Origin of the sequence: Sphingomonas sp. CFBP 13603 (genome assembly GCF_014892665.1) — a bacterium.
Taxonomy (GTDB): Bacteria; Pseudomonadota; Alphaproteobacteria; order Sphingomonadales; family Sphingomonadaceae; genus Sphingomonas.
On the sequence record NZ_JADBIA010000001.1, the window covers coordinates 113519 to 134552 of the forward strand.

Below are 21034 nucleotides of genomic sequence, written 5' to 3' on the forward strand. Positions count from 1 at the left end.
TCAACACTGCAAAATAGGAGAACGCCTTATGTACGCCATAACGGGAGCTTCCGGTCAGCTTGGCCGCTTGGTAATCGATGCGCTTCTCCGGACGGTCGCGCCGTCCGAGGTGATTGCGCTGGTGCGAAATCCGTCCAAGCTGGCCGATCTCGCGGCACGGGGCGTCGTCGTGCGTGCGTTCGACTATGATGCGCCCGCCACGCTCGTCCCCGCGCTCGCCGGGGTCGATCGCCTGCTGCTGATCTCGTCGAGCGAAGTCGGATCGCGCGAGGCACAGCACGGTGCGGTGATCGCAGCCGCCGCGACGGCAGGCGTCGGCTATATCGCGTACACCAGCATCCTTCATGCGGACGCCAATCCGATGAACCTGGCGATCGAGCACCGCGCTACCGAGGCCGCGATCGCCGCCAGCGGCCTGCCGCACGCGTTCCTGCGCAACGGATGGTACACCGAGAACTACGTCATGTCCGTGGCGCCTGCGATCGAACATGGTGCGCTGATCGGTAGCGCGGGCGATGGTCGGGTCTCGAGCGCGAGCCGCGAGGACTATGCCGATGCCGCTGCTGCGGTCCTGGTCGACGGCTCGGTCGAGACGCGGATCTTCGAACTTGCCGGAGACGATGCCTACACGCTCACCGATTTCGCTGCCGCGATCGGTGACATCGCCGGGCGGGCGGTGATCTACAAGGATTTGCCGCAGGACGACTATCGTGGAGTTCTGGAAGGCGCCGGCCTCCCGGCACCGATCGCCGATATGCTCGCGGAAAGCGATGCGAAGGCGGCGCAAGGCTCGCTGTTCGACGACGGTCGTGCGCTCAGCACGCTGATAGGCCGCCCGACGACGCCGTGGCGGACGACGCTCGCCGCCGCGGTGAAGGGCAGCCAAGACTGACAATCGTAGTGAAAAAGCGCCGGCCGGATCGCCCCCGGCTGGAACGCGCGCGGGAACGTCGACGACCGTCGTTCCCGCGGCGACTTCCAAGGGCGTGATCGAAGCCGGACTTGGAAACGCACCCGATACGTCGATGCCGCGCACCTGCCGGACCGCAGTCAGGTGGCTGGCTGATCCGACAGATACAATTCGACGGGTAGTCGTGGTGCAGCGCCCGGCTCGGGCCTTGCGCGCGTGGCTGCCGCTTCGATCCACTCGGGCCCCCCAGGACGGCGGCGGGTCGACCCGTCGGAGCGCGTCGGCACCTTGCCGTAGATCGCGGGTCCGTCGCTGCCAGGCGACCCGCCGCCAAAGGATGCGGCGATGTTGCCATAGGTCGAGGGATCACGGCCATCGAGGCTCAGTCGGTCGTTGAGGTAACAGGCGGTAGCCCACGCCGTTTTGGGGTCGGGCGTCATCGCGATGATCCGCTTGCCCCAGTACATGCGGAGATTGTTGTGCATCCATCCATCGATCAGGAACTGGCGCTGGCAGGCGTTCCAGGTTTCGTCGCGCGTCTCGCCGCGCAGTAGCGCTTCGAGCGTTTCGAGGTCCGGCCGTTCGTCCGATGAATGTGCCTCGAGCGTTTCGCGTGCCCATCCCGAAATCCGCTCGTACTGCTCGGGCGCGGGCAAGGCGCGTGCCTGATAGTGGAACCATTCGCGCCACGTCAGCAGCTCGTCGGCAAACTTCTCCTTGGCATTGACGGGGGCAGCCGCCGCCTCGACCGTGGCCATGATCTCGCGCGGCCCGATCACGCCGAAATGCAGATACGGCGACAACATGCTGGCGCCTTCGGGGCGGGTCGCATCGTTGCGAACCGCCGCATAGCTCGGCAACACGTTGTCCATCAGCCGCTCGAGCATCGAAAGCGCGCCGTCGCGGCCGAGGGGGAACAGCGGGCTCAGCGTCAGCGAGTGATCGATCGCCGCGTTCCCGATCAGATGATCAATATCCGCATCGGTACGATCTTCGAGCCGATCCGAGGCAAAGGGCAGGGGCCCGTCATACGCCGCTGCTGCCGGATGAAGATCGTCCATAGCGCTCCAGTCTCCGCGCAGGGGCTGATGCCGCCGCCGAAATCCGGTGGTCGAGCCGATGTCGTCGCCAAGCACGGCGGGCGGTACCAGGCAGGCCGCATTGACGGCGAGTACGGCGCGATCGGTGCGCGCTGCGAACCGTTCCGACTGCCAGCGCGCGACGAAGGTCGGCTGGTCCTCGACGATCACGGCCGCGCTGTCGGCGGCGAGGCGGTAGACCAGTCCTTTTTCACGGGCATCCGCCTGTTCGACGTGCTGGACACACGCCAACCCGCGCTGCCGGCATTCGCGTGCGAGGTCGCGGCTTGCCCCCAGGATGAAGCGGTGGAGACGATCCGAGGCGTACGGATAATCCTCGCGTAGCCCGTGATAGACGAGCACGGGCAGGCCGAGGTCGTTGGCGAGGCAGATCGCCGCGTCGATCACGGGATTGTCGCGTGCGCGCAGCGCTTGCTGAAGCCAGCACAGGACGTAGCAGCCGTCGGTCCGGACGCTGCACGCGTTCAGGGAACGAACGCGGGGGGCTTCGGACCAGGTGGCCAACGCGTTGGGGAGGGACGATGTCATAGCGCCCCAACCATCGGCATGCCCTCGCGATCCCGCAGCATGTATCGACCGTAGTGTCCGGGGCGCCACCGTCGAAATCGGGGCGCCTTCGACGGCAGCAAGCCGTAGCCATGCTCTTGTCCGGAAGTCGGTCCGGACGGCGTGCGCGCGCTGTTTTGCGGTCCCTGTCGTGCGACGTGCGATGCTGCTATCGATTGCCGATGCTGAACCTACGAACGAAGCGTCGCGTCGCAACGGGAGACCGGGCTTCTGCGCGGCTTGCTGAGATACAGGCGTCGGTCTCGGCGCTTGTCGACGATGATCTGCTCGATCTCGCGGATATCTTCAAAAGCACCGCGCCGACACCGTTGTGGGATATCGCACAGGCTGAAATGACTCGGCGCGACCTGAAGCTGTGACCGTTCGTGGTTGACGATTACGCGCATGGCCAGCGCGACGGCCTTCGGCTCGCTTTATCGATCCTGGCAGCGGAGGAGGCCAAATGGGCGGCCTTGCTCGGTGAAAGCTCCTCGTGGCGGACCAACGCTACCCGGGAGGTGCGGCACAAGACGTTGCAGGTGGCGCAGGCACGGTTGCAGACCGCGCTGAACCGGATGAGCCGGAAGAATGCCCCCGAAGCCGAGGCCGAGATCGCATTGGCCCTGACGAAGCTGGGACTGTGATCCACGGTCCAGCTACCGATCCCTGTCTCAAGGCACTCACGTCTCCGGATTTTGGAAACAGCGCGCAGGCTGCAGCGCTTCGGGTCTGGCCCTGCATCCGATGAATGGACGCGGTGGTCACGTACGTGCCCGACCGCCTGTTCTTCGGTCAGTTGATCGGCACGCCGCCGGTCACCGCGATCACCGCGCCGGTCATGTAACTTCCCTCCGACGAAGCAAGCAGGACATAGGCGGGGGCGAGCTCGGCAGGCTGTCCGGCGCGGCCCAAGGGCGTATCCTGGCCTAGCGTCTCCAGTTCTTCCGGCGATTTTGCGATCGGCTGGATCGGTGTCCAGATCGGGCCGGGCGCGACCGCATTGACGCGTATCCCCTTCGCGACGAGCAGGTTGGACAGCCCGACCGTCATGCTGGAGATCGCACCTTTGGTCGCCGCGTAGACGATCATGCTCTTGGTCGCGACCTTGGCCTGTTCGCTGGTGGTGTTCACGATGGCGGACCCCGGCTTCATATGCGGCGCAGCGGCCTTAGACAGACGGATCATAGCGAACACGTTGGTGGCGAACGCGCGCTCCATCTCTTCGTCGTCGATGCTGTCGAGATCCTCGTTCATGGTCTGCGCCGCGGCGTTGTTGACCAGAATGTCGAGCCCACCAAGCTCCGCGACGGTACGCTCGACCAGAGCGACGCAGTGGCCTCGGTCGCTTATGTCGCCCGGCAACAGAACGCAGCGCTGCCCCGCTTTCTCGACCCAGGCACGCGTATCTTCGGCGTCGGCCTGCTCGACCGCGAGGTAGGAGATCGCGACATCCGCACCCTCCCGCGCATAGGCGATCGCAACCGCCTTGCCGATGCCCGAGTCTCCACCGGTGATGAGCGCGACCTTGCCCTTCAACAGGCCTTTGCCGACATAGCTGTCCTCGCCGTGATCGGGTTTCGTCTTCATGTTCGCGACGAGGCCGGGGCTCGGCTGTTGCGGCTCGCCGGGGAAGCTGGTCGGCTGGCTGTTGCGTGGGTCGTCAGTCATCCGAAAATCCTGCCTGTTCTGGTCATCGACCGAACGGTCCGCGTTCCATTAAGTGCCGCTTGTTTCCGGCACTCGGCGATCGAGCCGTGGCATCATCGTGCATCGAAGTCGCGGATGGCCGATGTCGGTACGACGGGCAGGTGACTTGCCGGTGGTTGCTCGCACCAACCGCTTGATGCGCGACGCGGCGCCCTATCGATTTGCCGCCGTGGTCACCGTGCCCGAGGGCAATGCGGGCGCGGGCAGGACTTCGATCGCGGGACGCGCGAACAGGTATCCCTGGCAAAGGCGGACACCGATCTCGCGCAATGCCCGCAGTTCCGCCGCGGTCTCGATCCCCTCCGCGATACAGCGGATGCCGAGTTCGTCGGCCATGCGAACCACGCCCGCGACGATCGTCCGACGGGCTGCCGAGCCGTCGATCCCGCGGATCAGCGCCATGTCGAGCTTGAGCATGTCCGGCCGCAGGTCCGCGAGCAGGCCGAGCCCGGCATAGCCCGCGCCGAAGTCGTCGATCGCGGTGGTGAACCCGCGCGCCTGATAGGATTCGATAATATGTCGGACGTGGACGACGTCGACCATCCGCTCGTTCTCGGTAAACTCGAACATCAGCCGTCCGGGGTCGAACCCGACGCGGCGGGCGGCGGCCAGCGACGCACGGATGCACGCGTTCGGCTCGTACACCGCGTTGGGCATGAAATTGATCGACAGTTTCGCATCGCCATCGGGCGCGAACAGTGCGCCGGCCAGTTCGATCGCCTTTACCCGGCACGCCTGGTCGAACTTGTAGATCATGTCGGGCTCGATGCTGGACAGCACTTCGCCGGCGGATTGGCCGTCCGCTCCCCGCACGAGCGCTTCATAGGCGAACACGGACCCGGTTTCGATATCGACGATCGGCTGGAACGCCATCGTGATCGCGCTCCTGAGCGGCGCGCCCGTCCGGCAGCCCCGGCACGCCTGCGCAAGGGACAGTGGTGTGGCGCGCGCCGTGTCGGCCGCGGTGATGGGTGCGTGCATCATGTCCAGTCTTCCAGTTTTCCCATCGCGTTGCGCGGCAAGGCCGGTCCGAAGCGATACGTCTTGGGACGTTCGGGATCGGTCAGGCGCGCGGCGACGACCTGTTCGATCCGCGCGGAGATCTGCACGGGATCGCTATCCCTGTCGGGAACGACGAACGCCTTCAGTCGTCCGTTCGCGTGCAGCCTGACGGCGACGTCCGCGGCGCCGTCGATCGTTCGCAGGACGCGCGCGACGCGCTCCGGCCAGACATTGTGGCCTGCGACCTGGACCGCGCCGTCTCGCCGGCCGATCGGCCGGATCGCGCGATCGCCGATACGCTCGATATGATCCGGCAGGTCGCACAGCCGGCCATCGCGGTCCACGAGGCGCCAGTCGTCGTCACCGTTCGGGGCCAACCGCCAGCGGGGCAGAAGATCATATGCGGACGCGGGCAGATCGCGCATCGCGATGCCGCCGGTCTCCGACGAGCCATAGATATCCACGAGCCGCGCGAGCCCCGCCGCCGCCAGTCCCGCCGCGACATCGTCGTCGAGCGACCCCGCCGAACTGACGCCGACGACGTCGTCCGGAAAGCGGCGGATCATCCGCAACAGTACCTGCCACTGATCGGGTACGGCAACGACTAGATCGCCCGCGGCCAACGCGAGTGGTGCGCCGATCGAGCGCGCGACGACCGGCACGCCCAGCGTTGCGGGCAACAACGCGGTCCAGATGATCCCGTACAGGTGATGCGCCGGCACCAGCGCGACCACCCGGCGTCGTCCGGCGAACCGTGTCGCAAGCACCGCAGCCTCGTCGAGGAGGTCGGTGATCGCATGGATGCAGGGCCGCGGACGGCCGGTCGAGCCGGAGGTGGCGACCGTCATCCGCCCGGTTCCCCCGGCGTCTTCCGCATGTGCCTGCATGATCCAGTCGACCCACGCGCTCACCGTCCGCGGCGGATCGTCGCTCAGCAGACTGTCGTCGAGGTCGAACGCTTCGGCCAGCGCCCCCAGCGCACCAAGCTGCTCGATCGAATCCAGGCCCAGTCCTTCGTCGCCGATCTGCGTCGAGTCGGGCCAATCCCCCTTCGCGGCGTCGGGATGGGGCGTATCGCGCAGGCGGCGCACTTCGGCGGCTACGACGGCGCACGCGATGCGGTGCGCGGCCGCACGCTGCAATTTCGGCATGGTCACGCGGCGGAGGCTTGGTGATGACAGACCTGGTTTCGTCCTGCCTGCTTCGCGACGTACAGGCGCTTGTCGGCCAGCGCGATGAGCGCATCGATCGAACCGTCGGCTTCATCCAGCGACGCGCAGCCCAGGCTGGCGGTTACCTTCAACTGCCCGCGCGGCGTTTCCACCTCGAGCGCAGCGATCGCCGTGCGCATCTCCTCGGCGAGCGTCATCGCCTGATCATTGTCGTAGCGCGGCAGCAGGGCACCGAACTCTTCTCCCCCCAGCCGGGCGAAGATGCCGCGCGGCGGCAGCAGCGCGGTACAGACCTCCGCCACCCGACAGAGCAGGATGTCGCCGACCGGATGGCCATGCGTGTCGTTGACCGATTTGAAGTGATCGAGATCGAGAACGATCAGCGAAAGCGACTGCCGCAGTTCGCGCCAATGCGCCTGCTCGCGCTCCATTACCTGGCCGAAGTGCCGGCGGTTCGCCGCGCCCGTCAGGTGATCGCACGTCAGCAGTCGGCGTACGTCCTCCGCGGCTTCCTCGCGTCGCGGTACGTCACGCAGGATGACCGAAAAACCGGACGCGCGGCGTTCATCGCCCTCGGAGCGCGCGACGACCAGCCGTTGGCACCAGTAGCGCTCGCCGTCCGCGCGTTGTTGCCATCCTTCCTGCAGATGCCACCCGTCGCGTCCCGCGATCACCAGTTGCTCTTCGAGCCTCAGGTCGCCCCCGGTTGCTTCGGTGTGCAGCAGCTCGGTCAGATCGCGGCCGAGCACGTCTGCGCAGTCATGCCCGGTCTGGCGGGTGAAGCAGGGGTCCGCCGATTCGATCCTGCCGTTCTGCGTGATCGTGAGCGCGGCATAGTCGTTGACGCCGTCCAGCAGCGTCGCGAACCAGGTATCCGCCTGGCGCAGCCGCTCCTCCTGGACCACCTGCTGGCTGATATCCGACAGCGTCGCCATCAGCCGGTCGGGGCCCAGTTTCATCAGCGTGCACGCCAGCACCTTGGGCGGGGCCGTGCGTCGGCGTGATCCGAGATCGACGAAGATACGGTGCCCGTCGCAGATCCGGCCTGTGGACGGCGCATAGGACGCGACGATGCTGCGCATCTCAGGGGCGTGCTGCTCCAACGCCGCAAACAGGTTGCCGGGATCGCGCGCGCCGGCGAGCGGCAACAGGTGCTGCATCGCATGCGGGTTCATCAGCGCGATCTCGCCCGCGATGTCGCATTCGATCAGCCCGACGGGGCAGGCGTACAGGAATTCGAGAAGCTGTTCCTCGCTGGAAATATCGCTCATGATCGCGGTCTCACCGTTCGATGAGGATATAGCGGCGCGGCGTTCCGGGGGCCGCCAGCAGGCGCAGCCGCACTCTCGTCGGACGCATCCGCAGCGTCAGGACATAGGGTATGATGTCGTCGATCTCGGGCTCGTCCTCGAACCGCTGGGCGACCATGAAATTGTTCATGCACTGCGCCACCGCGTCGAAGAACGGCACGCCGATGACCGTTGCGGGGTCGAGTCCCGACATGCGCGCCTCGGTCGCGTTATAGGACTGCACGATCGTATCCGTTTCGAAGCCAACCACCCCGAACGGCAGGGCATCGCGTTCGTCGACGCTCATCGTATCGAGGTCGCTCAACGCAACCGCTTCAAAACTGGCTTCTTTTAGCGACACACCCATGTCTCCCTTGCAACGGCGCTATGCCTCCGGTTGCGTTAAGCATCACCTAACATCGTGCATCGGGAGCGACGGAGTCCGTCGACGGTCGCTCGGCGAGCGCCGGCGACCGAGACTTTGGCATCTGCGTACGGCCCTTCGGGGTGGGCGATACGTTGCGGCCCGCAGACGCTACCTGCACCGGACATCGGTACAACGAACGAGCGCCGGGTTCAAAGAGGCCGCGAACGTCGGGGGCGTTGGGTGGAGGGCAGATGACTGTTCCGGAGCGTCATCCGGACATGACGCTCGTCAGCCCGTCGTCGCCGGGCGTTCGATCGGGAAGATCAGCAGCGTCGAGGTTGCCGTTGCGCACAGGCGGCCGTTGCGATCGGTGAGCCTGGCTTCGGAAAACGCGGTGCGGCGGCCGATCGAGACGATCCGGCCCTCGGCGCGGACCGGGCCGCTCATGTCGTTCAACGGGCGATGATAGGCGACCTTCAGTTCGAGCGTGGTGTAGCCTTGCTCGGCGGTCAGTTTGGAATGCACCGCGCACCCGCACGCGCTGTCGAGCAGCGTCGCCGCATAGCCGCCATGGACCGAACCGATCGGGTTGTAGACGCTCCGGTCCGGGCTCCCTTCGAACACCGCGCGGCCTTTTTCGACCTCGACCAAGGTGAACCCCAGCGTCACGTTGATCGGCGGCGGCGTGTTCTCGGCGATGATCGCGTGGAGTTGCTCCAGGCCCGACAGGCCGGATGCGTTGTTCTTGATGATATCCATGATGCGTCCTTGCGGTCGAGGCGGCTGGTGTGGCGGGGTGGAATCAAACCTCTCGGGCAGGCGCCTGCGAAGTCGCGCTGACCGCGTCGAGGCGGCGGGACTGTTCGTCGGTCAGGACGACATCGAGCGCACCGAGGTTGCTGGTCAGTTGCGCCATCGACCGGGGCCCGATCATCGGCACCGCGCCGTGGCTTCCGGCCCAGGCGATCGCGACCTGGTCGGGGCTGGCATGTAGCTCGTCGGCGATCGCGATTACGGTGTCGATGATCGCGGTACGTTGCGCGGTGTCCTCCGCCTGGAAGACCTTGCCGCCGAACCCTTCGGCGCGGCCGGTCTCGCCCTTGCGGTACTTGCCGGTCAGCACGCCGCCGCCGAGCGGCGACCAGGTGACGACGCCTAACCCCAGCGCGCGCGAGGCGGGGAACAGGTCGGCCTCGGGATCGCGGTGGACGAGGCTGTGCTCGAACTGCGCGGCTGCGATCGGCAGCGCGCGGGTCAGGTCCGCGATCGTCGCGGCCTGCGCAAGGCGCCACGCCGGGAAGTTCGACAGGCCTGCGTAGAGGATCTTGCCGGCCCTAGCGAGGTCGTCGAAGCCGCGGACGATCTCGTCGGTCGCGGTCACGTCGTCGGGATGGTGCACCCAGTACAGGTCGATGCGGTCGGTCTTGAGACGCTTGAGGCTCGCTTCGACCGAGGCGATCATCGCCTTGCGGCTGTTGCCGGTGACGAGCCGGTTGGCATCGGGGGCGGCGCCGTTGCTGAATTTCGAGGCGAGCACGAAAATCCTCGCGCCGCCCCGCCAGCGCCTTGCCGATGATCTCTTCGGACTGGCCGAACTGATAGACGTCGGCGGTATCGAGGAAATTGCCGCCCGCATCCGCATAGGCGTCGAGGATCGCGGTGCTGGTCGCCGCATCGGCGCCATGGCCCCAGCCGGTGCCGAAGTTGCCGGTCCCGAGTGCGATCTGCGACACGGTCAGGCCAGTGCGGCCGAAGGGTATGTAGTCCATGATCAATACCTTCTTGGAGGGGCGATGAGTCTTGAGGGCAACGACTGGGGGAGGGGGCTCAGGCAGCCAGAAACGCACGCACGCGCTGCACGAAGTCCTCGTGATACTGGAAGATGCCGCCATGGCCGGCGTCGGGGTACAGGACGAGCTCGGCGCCCGGGATGCGGCGCGCCATGTCGGCGGAGTTCTCGCTCGGCACCATGATGTCGCGATCGCCGTTCGCGACCAGGACAGGCTTGGCGATGCTCCCGAGATCCTGCGCGGGCTGGCGCCCCCATGCCGTGATCGCCTTCAACTGGCGCAGGAACACCGTCGGGGTGATCGGCGCATCGCGGTCGATCTTGCGCGCCTTCAGCCGAAGCAGGAACGCCTTCGCCGCCTGCCGACCGTTCGCGGTCGAGGTGAAGAAGAGATAGGTTTTCGGATCCTTCAGCGTCAGCAGGCCCTTGATCATGAGCGGCCACGCGACCGCGCCGACCCGCGCGATGCCTGTGCCGCCTGCCGGCCCGGTACCCGCGAGCACCAGCTTGCGGACCAGGTCGGGGCGGGTGAGCGTGATCTGTTGCGCGACGAAACCGCCGAGCGAGACGCCGATCAGGTCGATCGTGCCGAGCCCGAGGCTGGCGATGACCGCGACGATGTCCTCGGCCATCGCCGCGATCGTCGTCGGCGCGTCGCCACCCGACTTGCCGACGCCGCGGTAATCCAGCGCGTAGACCGGCCGGTCCCGCGCCAGACCATCGACGATCCGGGGATCGATATCGTCGAGATTGGCGACCCAATGGTTGAGCAGGACGACCGGGACACCCTGCGCCGGGCCAAGCCGACGATAGGCGAACGTCGTTCCCGCCGCCTCGATGGTCAGCGTCGGCGTTTCGATCCAGGTTTCCGTGGCACGGATATGCGAAGCGGGTTGTGACATGACAGCTACCTTGCTGGGGGAACCGCGATCAGCGGATGCTGACGACGACCTTGCCCTTCGCGCGGCCGGTATCGATGTAGGCCATCGCATCGTTCAATGCGGCGAAGGGGAAGACGCGGTCGACGACAGGCCGGATCTCGCCGCCCTCGATCAGCGTGGCGATGGTCGCCAGCTGCTCGCCGCTCGCCTGCATGAACAGGAACGAATAGCTGATTTCGCGGCGTCTGGCCTTGGCGCGGATACCTGCGCTGAGCAGCCGCATCACCAGACGCAGCCCCCAGTTCAGCCCCTGCTGTCGCGCAAACGCCGGATCGGGCGGCCCCGAGATCGAGATCAGCTTGCCGCCGGGCTTGAGCGTATCGAGCGACTTGGCGAGCGTCTTCCCGTCGAGGCTGTTGAGGGCCACATCATAGCCGGACAGCAGCTCGGCGAAATCCTGCGTCTTGTAGTCGATGACCGTGTCCGCGCCGAGATCGCGAACCAGGTCGAGGTTGCTCGTGCCTGCGGTCGTCGCGACGTGCAGACCCAGGTGTTTCGCAAGCTGGATGGCGAATGTCCCGACACCGCCCGATCCGGCGTGGATCAACACATTCTGTCCGCGCTTCAATTTGGCGCGCTCGACCAGCACCTGCCACGCGGTGAGGCCGACGAGCGGGATCGACGCGGCCTCCTCCATCGAGAGGTTCACGGGCTTCAGCGCGACATCGGCCTGATCCACCGCAATGCGCTCGGCGAACGTGCCGATCCGTCCCTGGCGCGGGCTGCCATAGACCGCATCGCCGACCGCGAACCGCGTCACGTTGGCACCGACCTGCCTGACGATCCCGGCGAAATCCGCCCCCAGGACGAAGGGTGGCTTGTACGGCAGGATGAGCTTGAACTCGCCGTTGCGGATCTTCGAATCGATCACGTTGAGCGCGGCGGCGTGGATCTCGACCAGCACGTCGTCCGGCCCGACGACCGGGTCAGGCCTGTCGCCGAGGCGCAGTCGATTGGCCTTGCCGTAAGCGTCGAGGATATAGGCTTTCATGATGCTTCCCTCTGGAGGCGTCGGGACTGCGCCCGGCGTGGAGCGCGTCGGATCAGGCGGCGGCGTAGCGATCCGCGCGGAGAAGCTGGGCGAACCGCGGCACCATCGCCTTGCGCGCGTCGTCGAACGCATCCCAGAGTTCGCCCTCGTGCAGCGTCGGGATCGTCACGCCTTCGCGACGATCGAAGCCGACCAGCGCCGCATCGACCAGTTCGTTGACGTCCATCATTCCCGACAGATCGGCACCGACCATTCCGGCGCGACCCCATAATTCGGTGCCGGTTGCGGCCGGCAACACGGCCTGGACGTAGACGCCCTTGGGGCCCAGTTCGAGCGCGAGGCCCTGCGACAGGAACAGCACGAACGCCTTGGTCGCGCCGTACACGCTCATGCCGAACTCCGGTGCGAGCCCGACGACCGAGCCCAGGTTGACGATCGACCCGGTGCCCGCCGCCACCAGACGCGGCGCGATCGCATGCGCGAGCCGGACGACCGCCGTCGTGTTGAGCGCGACGTTGCCGCGGACGGCCTCCGCGGACTGATCGACGAAGCTTCCGCCGAGCCCCGCGCCCGCGTTGTTGATCAGGATCTCGATCTTCGCGTCGTCACGCAACCGTGCCTCGACCGCGGCGATGTCGGCCTCGCGGGTCAGGTCCGCCGTCAGGATATCGACCGCCACACCGGCCTCCGCCGCGAGCTGTGCCGCAAGCGCTTCGAGCCGCGCGGTGTCGCGGGCGACGAGCACGAGGTCGTGGCCGCGACGGGCGAAACGATCGGCATAGGTCGCGCCGATGCCGGTCGAGGCGCCGGTGATGAGAACGGTCGGACGGGTCATGGGATTGCTCTCTTTCGGTCGCTGCTTATATACATGACGGACATCATGATTGCTTAAATATGATGAGCATCATGAAACTGTCAATGCCGATCCAGGAGTTTTTCGTCATGAAGGTCAGTCGCGAGCAGATGTCGGCGAACCGCACCCGCATCCTCGATGCCGCCAGCACGCTGTTTCGCGACCGCGGGTTCGACGCCGTTACCGTGTCGGAGGTGATGAAGGCGGCAGGTCTGACGCATGGCGGATTTTATGGTCACTTCGCGTCGAAGGACGATCTGATCGCGCAGACGGTCACGCATGCGCTGACCCCGTCCGACGCCGTCAGTGGTGACCTGAAAGCGTATCTCGATGCGTATTTATCACCACATCACCGCGATCGCGCCGCGACCGGCTGTCCGACCGCCGGCTTTGCCAGCCCGTTACGCCATCAATCGCCCGAGGCGCGTGCCGCCATGACGAAGGGGCTGTCCTCCCAGATCGACCGCCTTGCCCAAGCTGTGCCGGGAGCGGACTCCGCGGAGAAGCGACGCGCGGCGATCGGGACGTGGGCGGCGATGGTAGGGGCGGTCATCCTCGCACGCGCCGTCGATGATCCCGTGTTGTCCGACGATGTGTTGAAGCAGACACGCGCCTGGATCGAGGGCTGAAAGCGAAGACGGGGCATCGATTTCGGTGAAGCCCGCCTCCGTCGAGGCGTTGGCGCATCGATTTGTCCGTAAATTTTTGTTGCGCATCGGCCACGGTATCGACCGACTTGGGGCGGACGGTCGGCGCGAAACCTGGTCATGCGCGGTGGTGGGCTGTCTTCCCGACGGGGGTCATCCTCAACGCGGATTTGCCGTTCGACCGCTGCGTTTGCTCGCGTCGGCTACGATGGATGATCCGCAAGTATCCGCAAATGTGCGCCTCAACCATTTGATGGACGACGATTTTTAGAGGTCGGCTGCCGTCGTGGACTGAGCGAGGCTCCCATGGAACTTCAAGCAATTTTGCGCCGCCGCGTGACGGTCGCGGATGCCCGATGGCTGCCGTCCGGACACGGCGTCGACCCTGCCAAGCGGAGAACCAGAGGGGTACCTTTCTGAAATATTATGTCGGCAATGTATTCTATAGGTATTGTTTGGGTATTGACTGGCACTGTGATCTGACCAAGTCTGTCGTTCGAGCCGACTAAAGCGCCAGACGCGGTCGGTGACAAAAAGGGGTGCTAAATGATCTTTGACCAGACCGTGTCTCGTATTGCGCTTTCGGGGGCGCTGCTGTTTTACGCGATGCCTGCGATGGCGCAGGATCCCGCCGCCGGCGCCCAAACGCCAGCACAAGCCAAGGTCGAGGCGGATGCGCAGACTGCTCTCGCCTCGCCCGATGCCGCACCCGCGACGAACGACATGATCGTCGTCACCGGTTCCCGCATTCAGCGTCCGAACATGACGTCGGCCGCGCCGATCACGTCGATCACCGCGCAGGACATTCGTGCCCAGGCGCCGACCAATATCGAGGACGTGCTCAACCGCCTGCCGCAGATTTCGCCTGACGCGCAGCAGACCTATCAGGATTCGGATGGTCGCCAGCGCATCAAGCTGCGCAGCCTGGGGTTCGAGCGCACGCTGACGCTGATCGACGGCAAGCGCCTCGGTACGCAGAATGGCGCGGACGTCGGTATCATCCCGCCGTCGCTCCTCGAGCGGGTGGACGTGCTGACCGGCGGCGCCTCGTCGGTCTATGGCTCGGACGCGGTCGCCGGCGTGGTCAACTTCATCCTCAAGAAGGATTTCGAAGGGCTCCAGATCGACGGCAACTATAATTTCTACAATCATGACAACAAGGACACGATCGTCTCGCCGCTGGCGCGCGCGAACGCGTTCGGCAGCCCACGCGGAATGACCAACGACGGCGGCCGGGCCGACATCACCGTGACCGCAGGCAGGAAACTGTTCGACGGCAAGCTCCGCCTGTCGGGCTTCGTCAACTACCGTCACACCGACGCGGTCGATTACGACGCGCGCTCCAGCTCCGCCTGCCAGCTCATCCAGACCGGCAAGGACGGCCCGCTGTCCTGCTCGCTGTCGACCTATTCGCGCAGCGGCTACGTCTCGCCGCGCTCGGGTGCGAACAACGGTGCTGCCTACGTCAACGATCCGAGCGGTACGCGCACCTTCGTCCCCTACGGCGTCGGTGCGGGCAACGCGGCCAACCCGTATGATGGCTATTCCTATCAGCGCGCGTCCGAACGGTGGAACGCCGGCGGCTTCGTCAGTGCCGATCTGACGTCCGATATCGAAGTCTATGGTTCGGGCATCTGGTTTCGCGACGAGTCCGAGAACGTCTATCCGGCGCGGATCTACAGCTACACCGTCTATGGCGATCAGCCGTATCAGGTGAACTGCAACAATCCGTATCTGTCCGGTTCGCAGGCGACTGCGATCTGCGGCGGCGCAGCCGGCACCAACACGAAGGCGCCGATCGAGCTCCGCTACCGCTTCAACGATCTCGCCGACATTCCCGATATCTATATCAACAGCGGCGTCCGCGCGACCGGCGGCTTCCGCGGCAAGGTCGGCGATGCGTGGACCTGGGATGTCGGCGGCGTCTATTCGCGCAACCAGCAGGTGGCGAACTACGGCAATCTGCCCGATTACGACCGCGTCAACCAGTCGCTCGACGTCGTCAACGTCAACGGCGTACCGACCTGTGCCAGTGGCGTCGCGGGCTGCGTGCCGTTCAATGCCTTTGCCGCCAACACCCCCGGCCAGCCGGTCGCGAACTGGCTGTTCACCGCGCCGGGCGGCAGCACCAAGGGTGTCGGCACGCTCTGGGATGGCCTGATCTCCGTGACCGGCGATCTCGGCAAATACGGCGTCACCTCGCCGCTCGCGAACCAGGGCGTCGCGATCGCGCTGGGTGCCGAATACCGCCACGACAACTACACGTCGACCGCCGACTCCTTCTACCGCGACCTGAACGGCGGCAGCGATCTCGACATCTCGCAGAGCGTCTGGGAGTCGAACATCGAGGTACAGGCGCCGCTGATCGAGGAGCGTCCCTTCGCGCATCTGTTGCAGGCCAATGGCGGCTACCGCGTGTCGAAATACAGCAGCAATCCCAAGACCTTCAACACCTGGAAGATCGAGGGCATCTACGCACCGGTCAGCGATCTGACCTTCCGAGCCTCGTACAACAAGGCGCAGCGCGCGCCGACGGTGATCGAGATCGGCCAGTCGCGGAACATCAGTTATGGTCTGCAGGGCGGCTCGCAGAACGATTTCTGCGCGCCGACCGTGACGACCAACCCTGCGACCGGCGCGGTGACATACGGCACGCCGGTCGCATCGCGCGACGTCTGCCGCGCGACCGGACTGTCCGATGCGCTCTATGGCAGCCCGACGCTGTTGTGCGCACAAGGTGACGGCAACCAGTGCACCGTCCAGTCGGGTGGATTCACCGCCGACCCGGAGACCGCCTACACGCTGACCTACGGTCTGGTGGTCAAGCCCAGCTTCATCCGTGGGCTCGTCTTCTCGGTCGATCGCTATCAGATCAGAATCGACAACTCGCTCGGGTATAACGATTACACCTACTACACCGATGGCTGCCAGCGCTCGAACGGCGATCCGTTCTTCTGCTCGGGCATCGTCCGCCAGCCGGGGACGGGCATTCTCTACGCTCCCGCCAGCAGCAATCCGACCAGCGGTTTCATCCGCCAGGGCACCACGAACTACTACAAGTCGATTGCGCGCGGCATCGATTTCCAGGCGCAATACACGCTCGGTCTCGGCGGCGCGGGCAAGGTCGACTGGAACTTCAACGGATCGCTGACCACGTTTGCCGGCGGTCAGGATTCGCCGGTCCAGCCCAAGCGCAACTGCGTCGGCTATTACGGCAACGGCTGCAGCCAGTTGCTGCCGAAATGGTCGCACGGTCTGCGCACGACCTATACGACCGGCGATGGCATCTTCAGCACGTCGTTCAACTGGCGCTATGTCGGTTCGCTGACGCACGCCGACAATTCGGGCGACGAGGCGATTGGCGGCACGCCGGAGCGGGCTCGGACGACGTTCTATCACATCGCGCCGGCCAGCTATTTCGATCTGGCGTTCACCTTTGCGATCGCGAAGGACTTCTCGCTGCGGTTCATCGCCAACAACCTGCTCGACAAGACCCCGCCGATCCTCGCCAACTCGTACGATATCAGCCTCGCGCGGAGCAACACGATCCCCGCGCGCTACGACTCGCTCGGCCGCAACCTTGCGATCGGCGCGACCGTCCGGTTCTGATCCGGATCGACGACTATCGGGCCCGTCACCAGACGGGCCCGACACGCCGCATTATCGACGAGAATTGCAAGACTGTGGACCTTCACATCCGTGAGCGGCCCACAAAAAAGCCTGCCGCTGGAACGCTCCAGCGGCAGGCTTTTTTAAACACCGGTCGTGTAAAGGCTACTCGGCCTCGACGGTCTCCGTCTTGCCCTTCTTCTTGGGCTTCTTCGGCGCGGCAGGCTCGATCGCGAACGACAGCGCGCCGTCCTTCATCTTCACCGTCACCTCGCCGCCGTGCACCAGCTTGCCGAACAGCAGCTCCTCGGCGAGCGGCTGCTTGATCTTCTCTTGGATCAGGCGACCCATCGGCCGTGCGCCGTACAGCTTGTCATAGCCCTTGGTCGTGAGCCACGCCTTCGACTCGTCGTCGAGGACGATGTGCACGCCGCGATCCGCCAGCTGGAGTTCGAGCTGAAGGATGAACTTGTCCACCACCCGCGCCACCACTTCGGTGGGCAGATACCCGAACGGCACCACCGCATCGAGACGGTTGCGGAATTCCGGCGTGAACATCTTCGTCACGGCCACCTCGTCCTCGCCTTCGCGCGACAGGTTGCCGAAGCCGACCGTCTCGCGCGCCATGTCGCTGGCACCCGCATTGGTCGTCATGATCAGGATGACGTTGCGGAAATCGACCGACTTGCCGTGCTGGTCGGTCAGCCGCCCGTTATCCATCACCTGCAACAGGATGTTGAACAGATCCGGATGCGCCTTCTCGATCTCGTCGAGCAACAGGACGCAATGCGGGTTCTGATCGATCGCATCGGTCAGCAGACCGCCCTGGTCGAACCCGACATAGCCCGGAGGCGCACCGATCAGACGGCTGACCGAATGCCGCTCCATATATTCGGACATGTCGAACCGCTGGAGCGGAATGCCGAGGATCGTCGAAAGCTGCTTGGCGACTTCGGTTTTGCCGACGCCGGTAGGCCCGGTGAACAGATAGTTGCCGATCGGCTTCTCGGGCTCGCGCAGACCTGCCCGCGCCAGCTTGATCGCCGACGACAGCTTCTCGATCGCCGCATTCTGACCGAACACCACGCGCTTCAGATCCGTCTCGAGCGTGGCCAGAGCCAGCTTGTCGTCGGTCGAGACCGACTTCGGCGGGATGCGTGCCATCGTCGCGATGACCTGCTCGATCTCCTTCGGTGTGATCGTCTTCTTGCGCTTGTTCGGCGGCACCAGCATCTGCATCGCGCCGACCTCGTCGATCACGTCGATCGCCTTGTCCGGCAGTTTCCGATCGTTGATGTACCGCGCCGACAGCTCGACCGCCGACTTGATCGCATCGGGCGTGTACTTGACGTTGTGGTGATCCTCGAACGCCGAGCGCAAGCCAGCGAGGATCTTGATGGTATCCTCGATCGTCGGCTCGTTCACGTCGATCTTCTGGAAGCGCCGCAGCAGAGCGCGGTCCTTCTCGAAGTGGTTGCGGAACTCCTTGTACGTCGTCGAGCCGATGCACCGGATCGTGCCGCCCGACAAAGCCGGCTTGAGCAGATTCGAGGCATCCATCGCCCCACCACTCGTCGCACCCGCACCGATCACGGTGTGGATCTCGTCGATGAACAGCACCGCGTCCGGCAGCTTCTCGAGCTCGTTGACGACCGCCTTCAACCGCTCCTCGAAGTCGCCACGATACCGCGTCCCCGCCAGCAACGCGCCCATGTCGAGCGAGTAGATGACGGCAGGCAACAGCACGTCGGGCACGTCGCCCTCGACGATCTTGCGCGCCAGGCCTTCCGCGATCGCGGTCTTGCCGACGCCGGGATCACCGACATAGAGCGGGTTGTTCTTCGACCGGCGGCACAAGATCTGGATCGTGCGATCCACCTCCGGCCCGCGCCCGATCAAGGGATCGACCTTGCCGTTCTTGGCCTTCTCGTTGAGGTCGACCGTGAATTGCTTGAGCGCGCTTTCCGTCTTGCCCTTCTCCTGTCCCTTGGCCGGCTTCTCGTCGTCCGCACCCTTTGGCGTGGATGCTTCGGTTGCCTGCTGCCCGCCCTTGCCGACACCGTGGCTGATGAAGCTCACTGCATCGAGGCGGCTCATGTCCTGCTGTTGCAGGAAATAGACGGCATAGCTCTCGCGCTCGCTGAACAAGGCGACGAGCACGTTGGCACCGGTCACTTCGTCGCGGCCCGAGGACTGGACGTGCAGGATCGCGCGCTGGACGACGCGCTGGAACCCGCTGGTGGGGGAGGGGTCGGTCGCCGCATCGACCTTGAGCGCGTCGAGTTCGCTGTCGAGGTAGTGCGAGACGGTATTCTTCAGATCGCCGATCTCGACGTTGCACGCGGTCATGACCTTCGACGCATGTTCGTCGTCGATCAGCGCGAGCAGCAGATGCTCCAGCGTCGCATATTCGTGACGCCGGGACGATGCCGCCTCGAGCGCCTTGTGCAGCGTGGTCTCGAGGGCGGGTGCAAATGATGGCATTTACAATACTCCTGTCGGGCCGCGAGAACGCGAGCCCTTTGCCACTATGTCGGAACTGATATCGGTCGCATCAAGCACTTGAACCCGGCCCCGTCCGTTCCTGCGCTGCCTAAATGCAACGCTTGTGGAGGCGGGCAGCGCGATCACCGCCTGAACAGGTCGTCGGCGCTGGCGCGGTGACTGACCGCGCGATCCTTCTTCAGCTGGCAACGCGCGATCTCGCCCTGCAGCACGGTGATCCGCGCATCGAGCTCGGCGACCGACAACGGATCGAGGTCCTGTCGCACGAGCGCGTCGAGCAGATCGTCGGGACGGGAGGGGGTGTCGTCCGGTTCCATAGTTTCTGTAACGTTGACCCGCACCAGAGTGATGTCAATAAGGCGCGGAAATCTAAAGGGACGTGACGAGCGATGACCGCGATACCCGAAAACCAATCCAGTAACTTAGGTGTACCCGACGTCATGAAGGCGATCGATCCGGAACAGCCCGGCGGTCCCGAAGTGCTGGTCCTCGTCGACCGTCCCGTGCCCCAGCCGGGGCAGGGTGAGGTGCTGGTCAAGGTGGCGGCCGCCGGGGTCAACCGCCCCGAGGTCATGCAGCGCCAGGGCAAGTATCCGCCCCCGCCTGGTGCGCCCTCGATCCTCGGCATGGAAATCTCCGGCACGATCGTCGCGGTCGGCGAAGGCGTCGGCGACGAACAGGTCGGCCAGCTCGTCTGCGCGCTGATCTCGGGCGGTGCGTATGCGGAATATGCGGTCGCACCGTTCGGCCAGTGCCTACCCGTCCCCGAGGCGCTGACGATGGTCGAGGCGGCGGCGATGCCGGAGACGCTTTTCACCGTCTGGACCAACCTCTTCGAGCGCGCCTACGCGATGGAGGGCGACACCGTCCTCGTCCACGGCGGCACCAGCGGGATCGGCACGATGGCGATCGCCCTGTGCAACGTCTTTGGCATCGACATCATCGTCACCGCCGGCTCGAAGGCGAAGTGCGAAGCCGCGCTCAGCCTCGGCGCGACGCATGCGATCGACTACAAGTCCGAGGATTTCGTCGAGCGCGTGAAGCAGATCACCGGCGGCAAGGGCGTCGCCGCGGTGCTCGACATGGTCGGCGGCGACTACGTCCCGCGCAACCTGCAATGCCTCGCCGAAGACGGCCGCCACGTATCGATCGCTGTCATGGGCGGCGCGACGGCGACCGTCCCCCTGTTCGAGATCATGCGCCGCCGCCTGACGCTGACCGGCTCCACGCTCCGCCCACGCGACACCGCATTCAAGTCGCTGGTCGCGGACGAGCTCGCCCGGACGGTGTGGCCGCACGTCGAGGCCGGCAAGCTGAAACCAGTGATCGACCGCGTGTTCGCATTTGCGGACGCCCCGGCGGCACACACCCGGATGGAAGCAGGCGACCACGTGGGGAAGATCGTGCTGACGATGGGGTGAGGGGAAGGGGAAGGGGAAGGGGAAGGGGACCCGCTCCCGCTCCCGCCCCGGCTCCCCGCCGTCACCCCAGCGAAAGCTGGGGTATCCCGTTTGACGCCCGACGCGCCTCCCCAATACTACCACCCCGGCGAAGGCCGGGGCCCAATTGGAAAGGCCGTTGTGTTGACGCGCACCGCGTTCTTACT

19 protein-coding genes and 1 pseudogene are annotated in these 21034 nt (G+C 65.4%); 7 read left to right on the forward strand and 13 right to left on the reverse strand.

Going from position 1 to position 21034, the window contains the following annotated elements; translation table 11 throughout:
* Positions 1-28: 28 nt before the first annotated feature.
* Positions 29-892 (forward strand): SDR family oxidoreductase, encoded by an 864-nt coding sequence (locus IFR23_RS00460; RefSeq protein ID WP_192974285.1) that lies wholly within the window; start codon positions 29-31, stop codon positions 890-892.
* A gap of 158 nt (positions 893-1050) precedes the next feature.
* Here the strand turns inward: IFR23_RS00460 and IFR23_RS00465 are convergent, their stop codons facing one another.
* On the reverse strand, positions 1051-2538 hold the full coding sequence (locus tag IFR23_RS00465) for a deoxyribodipyrimidine photo-lyase (RefSeq protein ID WP_192974286.1): 1488 nt from the start codon (positions 2536-2538) through the stop codon (positions 1051-1053).
* Positions 2539-2738: 200 nt separating this feature from the next.
* Here IFR23_RS00465 and IFR23_RS00470 point away from each other — a divergent pair, with 200 nt between their 5' ends.
* Both IFR23_RS00470 and IFR23_RS00475 read left to right on the forward strand, forming a co-directional pair.
* Positions 2739-2936, forward strand: a complete 198-nt coding sequence (locus IFR23_RS00470; protein WP_192145383.1) for a hypothetical protein — start codon at positions 2739-2741, stop codon at positions 2934-2936.
* Between the two features lie 6 nt (positions 2937-2942).
* A complete protein-coding gene (locus IFR23_RS00475; RefSeq protein ID WP_107961612.1) occupies positions 2943-3200 on the forward strand; it encodes a hypothetical protein in 258 nt (85 codons plus the stop codon).
* A gap of 148 nt (positions 3201-3348) precedes the next feature.
* Here the strand turns inward: IFR23_RS00475 and IFR23_RS00480 are convergent, their stop codons facing one another.
* The 10 genes and pseudogenes from IFR23_RS00480 to IFR23_RS00525 all read right to left on the reverse strand — a co-directional run bounded on the left by IFR23_RS00480 (position 3349) and on the right by IFR23_RS00525 (position 12649).
* Complete coding sequence (locus IFR23_RS00480) at positions 3349-4224, reverse strand: SDR family oxidoreductase (protein ID WP_192974287.1); 876 nt, start codon at positions 4222-4224, stop codon at positions 3349-3351.
* Between the two features lie 192 nt (positions 4225-4416).
* A complete protein-coding gene (locus tag IFR23_RS00485; protein ID WP_446740877.1) occupies positions 4417-5247 on the reverse strand; it encodes an EAL domain-containing protein in 831 nt (276 codons plus the stop codon).
* Entirely contained in the window at positions 5244-6416 is a 1173-nt protein-coding gene (locus IFR23_RS00490; RefSeq protein ID WP_244655407.1) for an AMP-binding protein, read from the reverse strand. Before IFR23_RS00490 ends, IFR23_RS00485 begins: the two co-directional genes overlap by 4 nt.
* Before the next feature lie 2 nt (positions 6417-6418).
* The gene (locus IFR23_RS00495; protein ID WP_192974289.1) at positions 6419-7708 is read right to left on the reverse strand and encodes a sensor domain-containing diguanylate cyclase; all 1290 of its coding nucleotides are present in this window, start codon (positions 7706-7708) and stop codon (positions 6419-6421) included.
* A 10-nt stretch (positions 7709-7718) separates the two neighbouring features.
* On the reverse strand, positions 7719-8033 hold the full coding sequence (locus tag IFR23_RS00500; protein ID WP_244655374.1) for a phosphonate transporter: 315 nt from the start codon (positions 8031-8033) through the stop codon (positions 7719-7721).
* A gap of 348 nt (positions 8034-8381) precedes the next feature.
* Positions 8382-8852 (reverse strand): PaaI family thioesterase, encoded by a 471-nt coding sequence (locus IFR23_RS00505; RefSeq protein ID WP_192974291.1) that lies wholly within the window; start codon positions 8850-8852, stop codon positions 8382-8384.
* Positions 8853-8895: 43 nt separating this feature from the next.
* Positions 8896-9985: pseudogene (locus tag IFR23_RS00510) on the reverse strand (aldo/keto reductase).
* Positions 9921-10784, reverse strand: a complete 864-nt coding sequence (locus tag IFR23_RS00515; protein WP_192974292.1) for an alpha/beta fold hydrolase — start codon at positions 10782-10784, stop codon at positions 9921-9923. The pseudogene IFR23_RS00510 and the gene IFR23_RS00515 overlap by 65 nt, the downstream one beginning before the upstream one ends.
* A gap of 28 nt (positions 10785-10812) precedes the next feature.
* Positions 10813-11814, reverse strand: a complete 1002-nt coding sequence (locus IFR23_RS00520) for an NADP-dependent oxidoreductase (RefSeq protein ID WP_192974293.1) — start codon at positions 11812-11814, stop codon at positions 10813-10815.
* Positions 11815-11866: 52 nt separating this feature from the next.
* Complete coding sequence (locus IFR23_RS00525) at positions 11867-12649, reverse strand: SDR family NAD(P)-dependent oxidoreductase (RefSeq protein ID WP_192974294.1); 783 nt, start codon at positions 12647-12649, stop codon at positions 11867-11869.
* Positions 12650-12720: 71 nt separating this feature from the next.
* On the opposite strand from IFR23_RS00525, the gene IFR23_RS00530 reads away from it, so the two are divergent.
* The 3 genes from IFR23_RS00530 (at position 12721) to IFR23_RS00540 (ending at position 16923) form a co-directional block, all read left to right on the forward strand.
* On the forward strand, positions 12721-13296 hold the full coding sequence (locus IFR23_RS00530) for a TetR/AcrR family transcriptional regulator (RefSeq protein ID WP_197978224.1): 576 nt from the start codon (positions 12721-12723) through the stop codon (positions 13294-13296).
* Positions 13297-13321: 25 nt separating this feature from the next.
* Positions 13322-13585 carry a hypothetical protein gene (locus IFR23_RS00535; protein WP_192974295.1) on the forward strand — a complete coding sequence of 88 codons (264 nt, stop codon included), beginning with the start codon at positions 13322-13324 and terminating at the stop codon, positions 13583-13585.
* Between the two features lie 275 nt (positions 13586-13860).
* Positions 13861-16923: a TonB-dependent receptor domain-containing protein gene (locus IFR23_RS00540; protein WP_192974296.1), complete on the forward strand. Its 3063-nt coding sequence runs from the start codon at positions 13861-13863 to the stop codon at positions 16921-16923.
* A 165-nt stretch (positions 16924-17088) separates the two neighbouring features.
* Here IFR23_RS00540 and clpA read toward each other — a convergent pair whose 3' ends face one another.
* Both clpA and IFR23_RS00550 read right to left on the reverse strand, forming a co-directional pair.
* On the reverse strand, positions 17089-19407 hold the full coding sequence (gene clpA / locus IFR23_RS00545) for an ATP-dependent Clp protease ATP-binding subunit ClpA (protein WP_107961623.1): 2319 nt from the start codon (positions 19405-19407) through the stop codon (positions 17089-17091).
* A 143-nt stretch (positions 19408-19550) separates the two neighbouring features.
* Positions 19551-19745, reverse strand: coding sequence for a DUF1192 domain-containing protein (locus IFR23_RS00550; protein ID WP_056060574.1), 195 nt, complete (start codon positions 19743-19745; stop codon positions 19551-19553).
* 123 nt (positions 19746-19868) lie between these two features.
* On the opposite strand from IFR23_RS00550, the gene IFR23_RS00555 reads away from it, so the two are divergent.
* Positions 19869-20849, forward strand: coding sequence for an NAD(P)H-quinone oxidoreductase (locus IFR23_RS00555; protein ID WP_192974297.1), 981 nt, complete (start codon positions 19869-19871; stop codon positions 20847-20849).
* The last annotated feature ends 185 nt before the right edge of the window (positions 20850-21034 follow it).

Excerpts from the sequence above, each read along its gene's own strand:
- IFR23_RS00460 (WP_192974285.1), top strand. The coding sequence starts at position 29 with ATGTACGCCATAACGGGAGCTTCCGGTCAGCTTGGCCGCTTGGTAATC.
- IFR23_RS00465 (WP_192974286.1), bottom strand. The coding sequence starts at position 2,538 with ATGACATCGTCCCTCCCCAACGCGTTGGCCACCTGGTCCGAAGCCCCC.
- IFR23_RS00470 (WP_192145383.1), top strand. The coding sequence starts at position 2,739 with ATGCTGAACCTACGAACGAAGCGTCGCGTCGCAACGGGAGACCGGGCT.
- IFR23_RS00480 (WP_192974287.1), bottom strand. The coding sequence starts at position 4,224 with ATGACTGACGACCCACGCAACAGCCAGCCGACCAGCTTCCCCGGCGAG.
- IFR23_RS00485 (WP_446740877.1), bottom strand. The coding sequence starts at position 5,247 with ATGATGCACGCACCCATCACCGCGGCCGACACGGCGCGCGCCACACCA.
- IFR23_RS00490 (WP_244655407.1), bottom strand. The coding sequence starts at position 6,416 with ATGCCGAAATTGCAGCGTGCGGCCGCGCACCGCATCGCGTGCGCCGTC.
- IFR23_RS00495 (WP_192974289.1), bottom strand. The coding sequence starts at position 7,708 with ATGAGCGATATTTCCAGCGAGGAACAGCTTCTCGAATTCCTGTACGCC.
- IFR23_RS00500 (WP_244655374.1), bottom strand. The coding sequence starts at position 8,033 with ATGAGCGTCGACGAACGCGATGCCCTGCCGTTCGGGGTGGTTGGCTTC.
- IFR23_RS00505 (WP_192974291.1), bottom strand. The coding sequence starts at position 8,852 with ATGGATATCATCAAGAACAACGCATCCGGCCTGTCGGGCCTGGAGCAA.
- IFR23_RS00515 (WP_192974292.1), bottom strand. The coding sequence starts at position 10,784 with ATGTCACAACCCGCTTCGCATATCCGTGCCACGGAAACCTGGATCGAA.
- IFR23_RS00520 (WP_192974293.1), bottom strand. The coding sequence starts at position 11,814 with ATGAAAGCCTATATCCTCGACGCTTACGGCAAGGCCAATCGACTGCGC.
- IFR23_RS00525 (WP_192974294.1), bottom strand. The coding sequence starts at position 12,649 with ATGACCCGTCCGACCGTTCTCATCACCGGCGCCTCGACCGGCATCGGC.
- IFR23_RS00530 (WP_197978224.1), top strand. The coding sequence starts at position 12,721 with ATGAAACTGTCAATGCCGATCCAGGAGTTTTTCGTCATGAAGGTCAGT.
- IFR23_RS00540 (WP_192974296.1), top strand. The coding sequence starts at position 13,861 with ATGATCTTTGACCAGACCGTGTCTCGTATTGCGCTTTCGGGGGCGCTG.
- clpA (WP_107961623.1), bottom strand. The coding sequence starts at position 19,407 with ATGCCATCATTTGCACCCGCCCTCGAGACCACGCTGCACAAGGCGCTC.
- IFR23_RS00550 (WP_056060574.1), bottom strand. The coding sequence starts at position 19,745 with ATGGAACCGGACGACACCCCCTCCCGTCCCGACGATCTGCTCGACGCG.
- IFR23_RS00555 (WP_192974297.1), top strand. The coding sequence starts at position 19,869 with ATGAAGGCGATCGATCCGGAACAGCCCGGCGGTCCCGAAGTGCTGGTC.